Source organism: Demequina sp. (assembly GCF_016278765.1).
In the GTDB taxonomy this organism is placed as follows: Bacteria; Actinomycetota; Actinomycetes; order Actinomycetales; family Demequinaceae; genus Demequina.
Window position 1 is genome coordinate 25,143 of sequence record NZ_JADQBE010000004.1, and the last position, 13,234, is coordinate 38,376.

Here is a 13,234-nt window from a genome sequence, read left to right on the forward strand (position 1 = left end):
GTCGCTTAGGAGTTGGGAGCGAGCGCCTTCCCGATGGCACGGTAGTGAACGCCCGGCCAGCGGTCGGCGTGGGAAACGCGTCGGCCGTCGATAAAGGTGGTGATTCCCGGAAGATCAGCTGGGCCGAGGTCGCGATATTCGGCGTGGTCGGCCTGGACTACCGCTGCGTCGGCGCTTTCGCCCAAGTGGAATGGAGAAAAGCCGACCCCCACGAGCTCCTCGTCGGTGTACATCGGATCGTGGACCAACGCCGTGGCACCGCGTGCCGTGAGCGCCTCCACCGTGGCGAAGACCCCAGAGAATGCGGTCTCCTTGACGCCACCACGGTAGGACGCGCCGAGTACCACGACGCGTGCCCCCTTGAGATCCCCGTAGGCACCTTCGAGAAGGCCGATTGCGTAGTCCGGCATGGCCGCGTTGGCTGCGCGGGCCGCTGCCACGACCGTGGCATCAGGGTCGTTCCAAAGGTACAGGCGCGGGTAGACAGGGATGCAGTGGCCGCCTACGGCGATGCCTGGCTGATGGATGTGGCTATATGGCTGTGAGTTCGATGCCTCGATCACCTGGTAGACATCGATACCGTGACTCGCGGCGAAGCGGGCGAACTGGTTGGCTAGGCCGATGTTCACATCGCGGTAGGTGGTCTCCGCGAGTTTCGCAAGCTCGGCAGCCTCGGCCGAGCCGAGGTCCCACACGCCATTGGGGCGGACGAGGTCCGGACGATCGTCGAAGTCGAGGACCGACTCGTAGAACTCGGTCGCGCGAAGGGCACCAGCAGGCGTGAGCCCGCCTACGAGCTTCGGGTACTTGCGCAAGTCCGCGAACACGCGACCTGTCAGCACGCGCTCCGGCGAGAACACGAGGTGAAAGTCCTCACTCTCGACAAGTCCGGAGATCTCCTCGAGCATCGGCTTCCACCGATCTCGCGTGGTGCCGACGGGAAGAGTGGTCTCGTAGGAAATCAAGGTGCCGGGTGTGAGGTGTTCGGCGAGTGAACGCGTGGCGGCATCCATCCAGCCGAAGTCAGGTTTGGCATCGTTGTCGACGAACAGTGGTACCACCAGTACCACTGCATCGGCGCCGGGGACGGCATCCGCGTAGTCGCTCGTCGCACGCAATTGCCCAGCTGGCACCAGTGTGGCCAGATGCTCCTGAAGACGGGCTTCACCCGGGAACGGCTCCCGGCCAGCATTGACCAGGTCGACCACCGAGGAGTTGACGTCCACGCCCACCACCTCGTGGCCCTTGTTCGCGAACTGCACCGCGAGCGGCAGTCCGATTTTTCCGAGGGCAATGACGGCGATTTTCATGCGGCAAGCCTACTTGAGCGCCATGACGCTGAGAGTCGTTCCAGCGCCCAGGTGGGACTACTTGCCGATGATTGCGAGGCTTTCGTCGACCACCCGGATGGCGATTGCCCGCAGTGAGTAACGGCTCGCCGCCCACTGCGCCAGTTCAGCACGGGCAGCTGGAGCGAGAGGGGACGCGGCTGCGGCACTCATTGCCGCTGCCGTCGCGTCCACGTTGTATTCGAGGGCGACGCCCGCATCGGGGTTTTCCGCGTTGTTCAGGAAGTCCACCGTCGGTCCGGTGCCGGTGAAGATCACCGGGCAACCAGCCGCGAGCGATGAGTACACCTTGGTGGTGAACGCGTAGTCGTAACCCTGTCCGGGCTTCAAGCTCGCGAGTGAGACGGTCGCTCCAGCAAGGATAGGCGCGAGTTCGGAGCGGGAAATCGGTGTCCGCATCTCGACGGAATCCCCGATGCCCAGGGCGTCGGCACGCTCGCGCAGCGATTGACGGTCGGCGCCGTTGCCGATGAAGAGCAGGCGCGCGTCCGGGTGTTGATCGAGGACTTGGACGAAGGCCTCGACGAACACTCCGGCACCGTGCCACTCGGAATGGGTGCCCGCATAGACAAACAGGGGTGGTGTGGGTGCTGGTTCTCCGGCATAGCGAAAGACATCAGTGTCGGCGCCGTTGCCGACCGGTGTTGAAGGGGTCTCGATGCCGAGTTCGCGGAACCGGGTGGCGAGCGGCGCGTGTGCCACAAAGAGATGACGCGCGCGCTTGAGGCCCCAACGCTCGAGGCGTCGTAGCGCCGTGAGAACGAGCCGGTTACTCGACACCATGGCCGCCGCATCCGACCAGAGATCTGCGGCGTCGACAACTACCGGAGTTCTGCGCAACGTGCCGAGTGCGATAACGACTGCGGTGGTCGTCGGCGGCGGTTCGACGACGTAGAGGTCCGGGCGGCGAGAGAAGAGGAGCCGAAGTACCAATGGCACATCGAAACTGAGATATGGGATGTAGCCGCGCACGTACTGCTGCTTATCCCGGATCACAGGGGCTCGGCGCACCTTCACACCAGCGACGTCATTGAGGACCGCGCCGCGCGGAGGCTTGGTGGTGATCACGGTGACATCGCAACCGCGATCCCTGAACTCCTCAGCCCAGGCTTGGAGAAACCCAGAAGCGGCGGATACTTCTGGAGAGTAGATCCGGCTGACAATCACCACTCTCATTGGTCGTCACCAAGCAGAGCGCCGATCAGTTCATGTTGGTACGCCACATCTGTTTCGCTCGAGAGCGATCGCGCTGCCCGGTCTGCAGCGGCCTTAAAGCCACTGACGTCCTCCGCAGTAAGGTCTTGGAGCGCGCTGACGAGCGCGTCCGCACTAGTACCCGGCGTGATGATTCCCAGGCCGTGCTCCCGGATGTAGGCGTCCGTCTCGGGCGCTGGAGCAAAGACAAGACCGATACGCGCCTGAACAAAGTCAAAGAACTTGTTGGGTAAGTGATGAAGCTGACTGAGCGTCTTGATCGGGAACAGGAACACCCCGAGGTCGTACTGATTCAGCACTCTCGGCAGGCTCGCGGGCAACACTGGGGCGTGTACGGTCACGAGCGGGTTCGCATCGGCCTGCGCGCGCAGAGCCGCCAGATGGCCCCCAGGGACCTCAACCAAGTACAAGTCCAACGTAAATCGGCCGTCGAGTCGATTGACCGCTTCGATCAGCGCGGGAAGGTTGCGCCGATCATCGGCGATGCCGCTGTGTACCAGGCGGATGGTGGCCGGGTCGATCGGCTGCGGGGTGAGGTCCTGGAAGATGGGCGTACTCCGCACCACCCCTGTCTCGGGGCCATAGTGCTCGCGGTAGAGAGTGGCAAGTCCAGCACTGACCGTGGTCACAGCCGCCGCGCGCGGGAGGTACTTTCTGCACAGATGCTCCATGTACGGTCCAACGAGCCAACGCCAGACCCAAATGGTGGCCGTCTCTTGGGCGGCCCACTCGTGCATGTCTGCCAGCACCGGAGTATCGCGCGACGCCGCGAATGCGAGGGGGAGAGCACGGGCATCGTTGGCCACGACCAGGTCATATGGGCCGGAGTCGAGTGCCTGCCTTAGCACCGCCTTTTCGCCAGGGGCACTGAGTTCTACGGACTCGTGAAGGTGGAGCGCCAGTCTCGCCACGCCCAGCAGGGTCTGGGGCAGGGAAGAGGCGTTCTTGGGGACTTCGATGTGTTTCGTGGCACCTTCTGGGGGAGGCCCGTAGCCCACGGTCGTCACGTCGCCGTGCTGTCGCAAGACCTCAAGCTGTCTGAGCACCCTGGAGTCCGCGTGGATGGGGGAGAAGGAGACGCAGAGAATCTGCGGGCGGTCGCCGGGCGCACTCGCGGCGGGGCTCACGTCACTGTCCCGATTTCCGGTTCGCGCCCGCTCAGCCCTGCCAGTTGGACCTGCAAACCAAACTGAGGCACGGATGCCGCAAGTTCGCGGAAGGAGCCCTTGCCAAGGACCACGCCTTGATCGAGGTAACAGATTTGGTCGTAGTCCTTGATGGTGGAGATCCGGTGCGCGACGGCGATGAGCGTCACTTCGCCCTGCAACGCCTTGATGGCCCGGACCACATCGTCCTCTGTCTTGGTGTCGAGCGCGCTGGTCGCCTCGTCGAGCACCAAGACGAGCGGATCGGAATACAGTGCGCGGGCAATGCCGAGCCGTTGCTGCTGCCCTCCGGAGAGTGAGACGCCACGTTCGCCGATGCGCTCATCAATGCCGTGCTTGCGGGAACTGATCAGTGAACTCAACTGTGCCTTCTCGAGCACCTCGATCACCTTGTCGCGGTCGTAGTCCTCGTCCCACGTGAGGGCAACGTTCTGCCCGATGGATCCGTCAAAGAGAGTCACCCGCTGAGGGACATAGCCGATCCTTGAACGCCAAGCGCGCACCACATCCGGCAACGGTGTGCCGTCGATCACGATGAGGCCCGACGTGGGGAGGCGTAGCCCAAGGAGGAGGTCAACGAGCGTGGACTTTCCGGATCCGGTGGGGCCGACGATTCCGAGCGAGGACCCGAGCGGAACCGTCAGGTTGAGTCCGCGTAGGACGGATTCGGTTCCTGTGGGGTAGCGGAATTGAATGTCGCTCAGTTCCAGGGTCTTCGGTGTCTCCGGCAGCTCTTTGGCATCCGTGCCACCCAAGGCATCGGTGGCGTTGGCTTCCGCACCGCGCAGGTCGTTGACCACATCGTGGACCCACGGCAGGCTCGAGGTCGCGCTGATCATGGAGGACTGAATCCCGGTCAACGCCGGCACGAGGCGGAGGCCTATCGCACCAAAGAGCGCCACCGCCACAAAGGCGGCGTCGAGGCCTCCCAGGACATAACCGGTGCCGCCTACAACGAGGATTCCGCCGATCAGGGCGGCCTCATAGCTGTAGCGCGGAATGATCGCCAGGAACGCGAGCGACGCTCTTGCCTTGACCGCGCCGCGGCGATGGCGGCCGACCACCTCTTGGATTTGGTCGAGACGGCCGCGCAACGTCAGTTCCTTCATGGCGTCGACCATCTCGACCAGAAGGCGGGCGACCCGGTGGCTGTAGTCCCGATTGCTCCTGGCGGCACGCAGCGTCCGCTTTGACACCATCTGGTTGATGAGGAAAGCGACGCCTCCCAGGTAGGTCAGTGAGACCAGCGCCGTTGCAGGCTCGGCGACGATCAGGACGACAAGGGTCAACACGATGGTGAGCACGCTGCCGGGGATGGTGAGCAATGAGAGGACGAGGCCTGAGATGGCCACCGAGATGCCGGTGTCGGCGATGCGCGTGAACTCCACGGTGCTCCGCTTGGAGCGCTCCTCCCACGTTGAGGCGAGGTAGGCGCGGAACATGCGCGCGCCGATTTCGAACTCGTAGATGGCGAACTGCCTGGTCGCAACCCAATGCATGGCGACCGCGAGGGCGCTCTTGACGATGATGAGCGTGCACGCGAGTAGCAGCAGCCACGGTGCCGCATCTTCGGGGAGTTCCCCGAAGACGGGGAGCACCACGGCCCCGCCTGAGGGGACCGACGAGATGATGACCACGAGCAGGGCCATTGCCCCTACATCAAAAAGCGCCAAAACCGCGGTAGCGACGATGTAGATCGTGAGGAAGCGTCGTGCTCGGCCAGGGAGCAACGGCAGGAGATCCCGGAGCGCGCTCCACAGGGTTTTCATCACGCCGATGTTAGCATCGGCGCGAACGCGGACCAGACTGGTGTTGCGCGCACCGCCGATGTCGCCTAACGGAGGATCCATGCTCAACATCACCAGACTGTTGGCGCATGCGCCCGCATGGTTGCGGCGCCTCGCGCAACGGACCGCCTCAGGGCAAGGCGTGCTAGGGCGCGTGGCAGATACGATCCGTTTCCGCCTTTCGGAGGACAAGGCTCCCGCTCTCCCGCCCGTGTCGGATTCCCCGGTGCGCCTCCTCATAGGTCCGGCGAATTTCGCGGGACAGGGTTACCAGTGGGCGCGGGCAGCGGAGCGTTCGTTCCCGGAAGTCGCGGCGGTTTCGATGCTCGGGCTTGATCCGGGCGTGTTCCGACCCGACGTGGACCTGAGCGTGCCAATCGCCGTCTACCTACGTTCCAGTTCTTGGCACTCTGATTTCGAGCAGTATTTGGCGAGGCAGACACACGTGATCTGGGAGGCGGGCCGACCGCTGCTGGGCCGCCGCTACGGTGGGGATATCGTGCGGGAGATTTCGCAGTTGGAGGCGCGGGGTGTTCAGGTAGCTCTGCTCTTCCACGGCAGCGACATCCGGCCCCCCGCGCGGCATGCTGCCCAAAGCAAGTGGTCACCGTTCCACGCGTCGACCGCCGAAGTGCGGGTCCTTGAGGAAAGGGCGACCAGAAGCGCGGCCTTGGCCTCCGAGGCCGGGGTGTCAAGTTTTGTGTCTACTCCAGATCTTCTGCAGTGGCTCCCGGAAGCCACGTGGTGCCCCGTGGTCGTCGACTCCGCACGGTGGCAGGAGGCGGCATCAACCGCTGCAGAGACGCGGTCTTCCAACGGCGTTCCAGTGGTAGCGCACGCCCCGTCGCGCCCATGGCTCAAGGGAACGGACCGGATCGAGCCGATGCTTCGCCGTTTAGCGGAGGAAGGAGTCATTGAATACCGGCAGATTGTCGGCATTCCCCACGCCGCGATGCCAGCCTTCTATGCGGATGCCGACATCATGCTCGACCAATTCGTGCTGGGCATCTATGGCGTTGCGGCGTGCGAGGCGATGGCCTCTGGCCGGTTGGTCATGAGCCACGTGGACGAGTTCACGCGGTCTCAGGTGCGGGAACGCACGGGTCTCGAGTTGCCGATTCTTGAGGCGACGGTGGAGTCTCTCGAGTCGGAGTTGCGAAAGGCCGCCGCAGACCCGAGTGCTCTTGAGGAGTTCCGAGCCGCTGGTCCCGCATTTGTCGATGCCGTCCACGATGGGCGTCGTTCGGCGGCGGCACTCGCACCGTTCCTTGGTAGGGCTTCGTAACCGGAGCCTCTTGGGCTTGATCTACGCCCCTAGTCTCGCGGCGTGTCGTCCTCCGAGGGTAGTTGCCACGTGACTCCCACCGGTGCGGAGCGATAGTCGTAGAACGCGTCGTCCACCCAACCGCGGTGCACTGCAGTCCACCCCAATTTCGTCGACTCCACGTCAGTGGCGATGACGACGTTGGTCGAACGGAGAAGCCGCATCGCATGCGCGTGCCGTTTGGCGGTACGGAGGAACACTCGCCCTTGGTCGACCGGCCCCAGGGAGTTGAGCAATCGTCCAAGTGGGAAGGTGGCGAACCACCGCCGAAGCGCGAAGGCCCCCAGGATGGCCAGCAAGCGGTCGGTCGCGCTCCTGGTCGAGTCGTCGAGCCGAACGTGATCAGCGGATCCCGGGATGTTGCGGCGCAACCCCAGCGAGATGACGCTCACATCAACCGGTCGCGCAGAGTGTTCAAGAAACTGCCTGAGTTTCGAGGATTCGGCGGCGAGCGCTACGGAATTCTGTGTTTCGACTCCGGAACCGAATAGAAGCACGATCCGAAACGGCTTCGCAGTTCTCGTCACGGGCGTGCTCCCGCTGTGGGAGCAAACTGGGCTCTGAGCGCAGTAACCCGAGGCAGAAGTTGAGCATCCCGGGACAGGTGCGCCGCCCACTTCTTCATCTGTTCCACCTCGGCCGTTGTTTGCCCAGCGGCTGCCTCGGCTGTTGCGATGAGAGCATCGGCGATGTGTCTTGGAGTCGGCTCGGGAACCGCAAAGTGCAGGGGGTACCCACTGAGAACCTCGGTTGCGGCCGTCTCCGGGTGGTGTAGGGCAGCAATAGGCAGTCCCGTTGCCGCATACTCGAACACTTTTCCACTCGTGATGTACTTGCTGCGACCGATGACGAGCAAGAGAGCATCGAAACCTCGATACACCTCCGACACTTGGCTCTTGCTTGCGGGACCAAGGTATGCCACGTCGTCGGACTCATACTCGCGAAGCAGGGCAGCGGCAATTGGGTCCGGTTCGGCGAAGTGTCCGAGTCTGCCTCGGAACACGAGTTTGGAACGTGCGACAGTCGGTGATTCGGTGCGTGCGATGCGCCACCCGTCAAGGGTTTCGCGTAGGGGTATCGGGCCGTAGATGGTCCCGAGATAGCCGAAGGTGAGTTCGCGATCCGGGTCACGTTGCCTGTCGGGCAAAGTGTCAAAGAAGCTTGGGTCAAACCCGTTGGCGACAACATGGAAATGTTCGGCGCGAGAGGGATATTCTGCCGCGTGCCAATCGCGAATCGCACGGTTGACGAACCACGCTTCAGAAGCACCGTCAATAAGCCGACGCTCGACGCGCCGTGAACGGCTGTACCGGGTTCCAAGTCGCTTGCCTGAGTAGACGTCAAGATGCCACGCGTCTCGATAGTCCATCACATACGGGATCCCATGTTTGCGATGAAGGTACATACCCGGCGCGAAGTCAACATTCGGGTTCGCTGACCCCACGACAAGGTCAACAGGGCTCTCGCGATGTATCTCCGTAGCGGCGGTGGTGAGCGGCACCTTCCAACTTCCGTATCCGCCCTCCGGGAACGGCAATCGTGACAGAAGCCAACGGGCGAAGTTCCACAACACAGGCGAGTACACGTGGGCGCGAGACCACTTGCGCAGATCCCTCTCCCCAAGCCCAGGAGCGTAGGGGATACGTACTACGCGAATGTGTGGGTCGATGTACTTCTCTGAGTCCGGATCACTACCAGTGAGGCGCTCGAATGTGTCGTGCGTTGCGGTGAGGACGGTGACGCGCCAACCGGTCTTCGCGAATGCGTTCGCCGTAGCCAGAGCTCGATACATACCGGCTCCCCGTGACGGTGGGTAACCCCACGCTACATAGAGCACATGCGGAGAATCCTGACTGACGGTAGAACCGATTGCTTCGCTCATTGCGGCCATTCTAGGGGTTCGTTGGCGTCAACCGGTCGTGTCATCTTGCTCAAGACGTATTGCGCTGTCCGCCGCTGCTTGGGAACCCCCTTTCGCGGGCTTCATTACTCAACGTGCTTGAGGAGTTCCGAGATAACAGTCTCAGCCGCGTGCCCCTCACCGTATGGAGAGGCATCGGTCGGCAATGGTGCCGGGCGCGAGATAGCTCCAGCGATCGCTTCAACATCGTTCGCGAGGACGTTCCAGCCCAGATCTACCGTTTCGACCCACTCAGTCTCTGGTCGAATGGTGGTGGTTGGCACCCGAAGCAGGAAAGCTTCCTTCTGGAGGCCGCCAGAATCGGTCACCACGCCAGCGCTGTGGATGATTGCGGCCACGAGCTGCGGGTATGGCAGTGGGTCGATGGATGTGAGACCACCTTGGTGAAGGTTGATGCCATGTCTGGCGGCCAGGGCACGAAGTCGAGGATGTGTCAGCAGCACCACGGGTTTTCCCACTGTCGCGAGCGCACCGATGATGCCGCGCAGTCGGTCAGGGTCATCGGTGTTTGCGGGGCGATGGATTGTGGCGACAAGATATGTTCCGCGCTCGACGTCCCCCACGCCCTCAATGCCGTCGGCGAAGACGCGGTCCCGCACGGTGAAGAGCACATCGGTCATGACGTCACCCACAAGCACGGAGCGCTTGGCGAGGCCCTCACGCGCGAGGTGCGCCATCGCGACGGCCGTGGGCGCGAGAAGCAGGTCGGCCGCGTGATCGGTGAGCACGCGGTTATGCTCCTCTGGCATGCGGCGATTGAACGAACGCAGACCAGCTTCGAGGTGGGCTACCGGGAAATGGAGTTTGGTGGCGGCAATCGCCGCGGCGAGGGTGGAGTTTGTGTCGCCATAGACCAAGACCCAGTCGGGTTCAAACCGTTCAAACACGGGCTCCAATCCCGCGATCATCGCTCCCGTCTGCTCGCCGTGCTTGCCCGATCCAACGGAGAGGTTGACGTCGGCCGCAGCGATTCCCAAGTCGCGAAAGAACACGTCGCTCATCAGGTCGTCATAGTGCTGACCGGTGTGCACGATGGTGTGCTCAGCTCGGCCCGCCATCGCACGGGCGATGGGAGCAAGTTTTACGAACTGGGGTCGCGCGCCGACGACGCTGAGGATTCTCATGAAGACTCCTGTGTGGTGTTTGAGCGGCGACGGACGATGTTGGCTCATCCTAGGACAGCGAGGCATGTCGGCCGAGTTGGCGCCAGCGAAGTGCAACCGCCGTGCATCTTGTCACACCGTCCTATCTATTGCGGTTTGGGCGAAATAGTGTGACCGACATGATCTCTGTGCGGAGGCGACTCCTCTCGGCCTTCATTCTCGCCGCACTAATGTCGACCGTCTTTTCCGCGATTTCATCATGAGTCGCTAGCCTCGATCTTTCACTGGCTTCGGGTGTGAGGGGCTGACGCGGCTCGGTGGTCGTGTTGGTTGCTGATTCTTGCCGGTGGGTGTGACGCGGTGGCCCGCTGTCGTGCGGGCTGGGCGCTGGTTCCATTCCGGGGGTCGTGCTCGGGGTTGTCAGGGCAGGGTCGCGAATGCTGTTAGCCTCGATCTTTCGTGGGGTGCCTGATCGGGGCCGTGGGGGCGTCGGTGCGCTGGCTTTGGTCTGATTCTGTGGTGTGGGTGTGACAGTGGGACGCGTGTGGTTCGCGGTGTGGGGTTCCAGGCCGGGTCGTGCAGAGGGTGGCGGGCGGGTCAGGGCTCGCGGGGTCTATCCGGGCGCGGCAGGGAGGGCTCGGAGTCTGCTGATGCCGGCGATCGCGACATCGATCCAGCGGGCCCGGTCCGAGAGGTGCAGGATGACCCGCCTGCCGGTGCGTGCGAGCGCTGCCGGGATCGAGTAGAGGCGCAGGCGGAGCCGTTTGGGTTCCCAACGCCGGGCTTCGGCGGTGGGGTGGCCGAGCATGCCCATCCATGTGGTGAGTTCTGAGGCGGGGGCGACGAGTTGGCACAAGATCCGGTTCTGGGCGAAGCCGTGCAGCGGGAGGTTGCGCAGTCCGGTGTCCTTGGCGAGCCGGATGCGGTCTTCGCAGCGGGCCCGATGGCGGTGCCGAAGCTCCAGGTCGGCCAGCTGCCCGCGTGCGGTGTTGGTGGCGAAGGCGGTGAGCCGGTAGCCGTCGACGTCCTCGAACCGCAACTGGGCGCCGGGGTGGGGCCGCTCCCGGCGGACGATCACCCGCATCCCCTTGGGCCGTTTGGTGAGGTCGAGCAGGCCGGTGAACTCCGCGACATCCGCCCCGTCACGGGGCTGCCCGTCGGCGTCGTAGGCCGGAGTCCAGACCGTTTCGGGGATCAGCCGGTAGAGTGCCGGCGTCTCGAACGGCAACGTGAACCCGACCGAGTAGGCGAGTAGGCCAGTCTGCGGCCGGTCAGCCAGGTGATGAACTGCCGGGTTCCGCCTGCGCCGTCGGCGCGGATCAGGACCTTCTTCCCCGGACGGGCCGAGCCGCGTTTGAACTCGCGGCGGCCTGCTCCTTCTCCGAATGCGCGGTGATCAGCGTCGCATCCAGATCGATGACCAACGGATCCTTCACTGTCGCAGCCGCGTGACGGAGCGTGCTCGCCGGCCAGCGTCCAAGCCCGGGCCCTGCCCGCCGCTCGCGCGGAACTGATCGCGGCCACCGCCCGATCCGCATCACCCGCCAGGGCGGCGATCAGGCGGGAGACCGTCGGATCTGAGGCGACATGCCCATAGACGCTCGGCTCGCCCCGCAGCACGCCGACATCGGCGACAGCATCGCCGCCGAGCGCCAACGCGATGGCCAGATCGGTGAGGGCCTTGCCCGGGTCGTGGCCCGCGAACGGCTTCGGCCAGCCAGCCAGCGTGTCCGACAGGGCCCGGTCCAGCCCAGTCACTCGAACGGTCTCGGTCAGCAGCACACCGCCCGCCTGACCGACCGCGGACACCGGGGTGACGTCCACTCGCGACTTCGGATAGAGCCCGGTATTCTTCACCTTGAAAGTGCTCCCGCCTCACGACGAATCTGACCCTTAGTAAGTCCTATTCTCCCAGGTCAGGAGCCCTTTTCCTACTTCACGAGACGATCAGAACCCGCCGCCCACGAAAGCCCGAGGTTAGCGAACGTGCGCCCCAATATTCTCAATGCCCGGGGCTGTCGACGGTCACAATTGCGCTGTCAGTATCAGTAGGTCTTCTGGCACGGCAGTGTGTGGCGCCCACCCTTGCAGGCGCAGGACTCAGTACCCAAACGTTCTGTAGATGGCGTGTAGCCTCGAACGTAGTGCCAAAGTTGTCACGGCAAGCCAGTCGTGGTTCGCGGTCGTGAGGATTGATTCTGGAGGTGGCTTGCATGATGAAGACTCGTTTGCGGTTGGCGCTGGTGGCCAGCGCTGTTGTTCTTTCTTCGGCTCTGGTGGGCGTGGTGCCCGCGACTGCCGTGCCACTGACGGTTGCGTCGGTGGTGTCAGCCCCGAGCGGGTTTGCTGATGGAACAACGCGTCTGTACGGAGCATCCCGCTATGAGACCGCGATCCAGGTGTCCCAGCAGTACGGCCCTGGCGTTCCCGCCGTGTATGTGGCCACGGGCACCAACTTTCCCGATGCTCTGTCTGCTGCCGCTGCAGCAGCGTACGTGGGTGGGCCATTGTTGTTGACGGACCCGAAGAGTCTTCCGGCTGCGGTCAAGACGGAGATTCAGCGCCTGGACCCGGCAAGGATCTATGTGATCGGTGGCACGGGTGCGGTGTCTGCTTCGGTTGCCACTGAGTTGAGGAGCATTGCGCCGGTGACCCGCTACGGCGGTGCAGATCGGTACGCCACGGGTCTTCAGATTGTGAACGGCACCTTTACGTCCTCCGCGACTGCGATCCTCGCCACCGGGCGGTCTTTCCCCGATGCATTGGCAGCGACAGGGGTGGCGGGCATGTTGAACGCCCCGGTCATCCTTATCGACGGGGTCCAGTCCAGACTGACCACCGCAACACTGTCCACGTTGAACGGTTTGGGCGTCACGAACGTCATCCTTGCCGGGGGCACCGGAGTGGTGTCGACTGGGATAGCGACACACTTGCGCAACAACGGCTACACCGTGACCCGCTACGGCGGCGCGGATCGGTATGAGACTGCGGCGTTGATGAACAGTCACTTCTTCCCCAACGGGTCCACGGACACCATGTTCTTGGCCACGGGGACGAACTTCCCAGACGCCCTTGCAGGGGCCGCTCTGGCTGGACGACTTGGTGCACCGCTCTACATCACGACACCGAGTTGTGCCCCTACGCCCATTTGGGTTTCAGTTAACGCACTTGCCCCGTCAAAGACCGTGGTCCTTGGTGGCACAGCAGTCGTATCCGGCGCGGCAGCGCGCAACGACAGTTGCGATGCTGTTGGCTCGGTCGGAAATCAGAATGCGTTGACTCTTGCGCAGTCGTACCTCGATTTCATGGCGTTCTCTCGTGCTGGTCTCATCGACCAGTTGGAGTTTGAGGGTTTCACGACTGCGCAGG

The 13,234-nt window shown here is 63.5% G+C and carries 9 protein-coding genes and 1 pseudogene; 2 read left to right on the forward strand and 8 right to left on the reverse strand.

Annotated features, from left to right (window positions below):
- Positions 1-5: 5 nt before the first annotated feature.
- From QZZ29_RS00310 to QZZ29_RS00325, 4 genes are read right to left on the reverse strand one after another with little or no spacing between them, the layout of a single operon-like run.
- Positions 6-1,310 carry a nucleotide sugar dehydrogenase gene (locus QZZ29_RS00310; protein ID WP_291380475.1) on the reverse strand — a complete coding sequence of 435 codons (1,305 nt, stop codon included), beginning with the start codon at positions 1,308-1,310 and terminating at the stop codon, positions 6-8.
- Between the two features lie 57 nt (positions 1,311-1,367).
- Positions 1,368-2,525, reverse strand: a complete 1,158-nt coding sequence (locus QZZ29_RS00315) for a glycosyltransferase family 4 protein (RefSeq protein ID WP_291380477.1) — start codon at positions 2,523-2,525, stop codon at positions 1,368-1,370.
- A complete protein-coding gene (locus QZZ29_RS00320) occupies positions 2,522-3,691 on the reverse strand; it encodes a glycosyltransferase (protein ID WP_291380479.1) in 1,170 nt (389 codons plus the stop codon). The genes QZZ29_RS00315 and QZZ29_RS00320 overlap by 4 nt, the downstream gene beginning before the upstream one ends.
- Positions 3,688-5,580 (reverse strand): ABC transporter ATP-binding protein, encoded by a 1,893-nt coding sequence (locus tag QZZ29_RS00325; RefSeq protein WP_291380481.1) that lies wholly within the window; start codon positions 5,578-5,580, stop codon positions 3,688-3,690. Before QZZ29_RS00325 ends, QZZ29_RS00320 begins: the two co-directional genes overlap by 4 nt.
- A gap of 91 nt (positions 5,581-5,671) precedes the next feature.
- Between QZZ29_RS00325 and QZZ29_RS00330 the strand changes: the two genes are divergently transcribed.
- Positions 5,672-6,802 (forward strand): hypothetical protein, encoded by a 1,131-nt coding sequence (locus QZZ29_RS00330; RefSeq protein WP_291380482.1) that lies wholly within the window; start codon positions 5,672-5,674, stop codon positions 6,800-6,802.
- Positions 6,803-6,831: 29 nt separating this feature from the next.
- Here the strand turns inward: QZZ29_RS00330 and QZZ29_RS00335 are convergent, their stop codons facing one another.
- From QZZ29_RS00335 to QZZ29_RS00350, 4 genes and pseudogenes are all read right to left on the reverse strand, one after another.
- Positions 6,832-7,368: a hypothetical protein gene (locus QZZ29_RS00335; RefSeq protein ID WP_291380484.1), complete on the reverse strand. Its 537-nt coding sequence runs from the start codon at positions 7,366-7,368 to the stop codon at positions 6,832-6,834.
- Complete coding sequence (locus QZZ29_RS00340; protein WP_366478747.1) at positions 7,365-8,732, reverse strand: glycosyltransferase; 1,368 nt, start codon at positions 8,730-8,732, stop codon at positions 7,365-7,367. Before QZZ29_RS00340 ends, QZZ29_RS00335 begins: the two co-directional genes overlap by 4 nt.
- A gap of 95 nt (positions 8,733-8,827) precedes the next feature.
- On the reverse strand, positions 8,828-9,886 hold the full coding sequence (wecB, locus tag QZZ29_RS00345) for a UDP-N-acetylglucosamine 2-epimerase (non-hydrolyzing) (protein WP_291380485.1): 1,059 nt from the start codon (positions 9,884-9,886) through the stop codon (positions 8,828-8,830).
- A 592-nt stretch (positions 9,887-10,478) separates the two neighbouring features.
- Positions 10,479-11,722, reverse strand: a pseudogene (locus tag QZZ29_RS00350) (transposase).
- Positions 11,723-12,078: 356 nt separating this feature from the next.
- On the opposite strand from QZZ29_RS00350, the gene QZZ29_RS00355 reads away from it, so the two are divergent.
- The coding region (locus QZZ29_RS00355; protein ID WP_291380487.1) for a cell wall-binding repeat-containing protein at positions 12,079-13,234 on the forward strand (1,156 nt) is incomplete at its 3' end.

Excerpts from the sequence above, each read along its gene's own strand:
- wecB (WP_291380485.1), bottom strand. The coding sequence starts at position 9,886 with ATGAGAATCCTCAGCGTCGTCGGCGCGCGACCCCAGTTCGTAAAACTT.
- QZZ29_RS00315 (WP_291380477.1), bottom strand. The coding sequence starts at position 2,525 with ATGAGAGTGGTGATTGTCAGCCGGATCTACTCTCCAGAAGTATCCGCC.
- QZZ29_RS00325 (WP_291380481.1), bottom strand. The coding sequence starts at position 5,580 with ATGGATCCTCCGTTAGGCGACATCGGCGGTGCGCGCAACACCAGTCTG.
- QZZ29_RS00310 (WP_291380475.1), bottom strand. The coding sequence starts at position 1,310 with ATGAAAATCGCCGTCATTGCCCTCGGAAAAATCGGACTGCCGCTCGCG.
- QZZ29_RS00340 (WP_366478747.1), bottom strand. The coding sequence starts at position 8,732 with ATGGCCGCAATGAGCGAAGCAATCGGTTCTACCGTCAGTCAGGATTCT.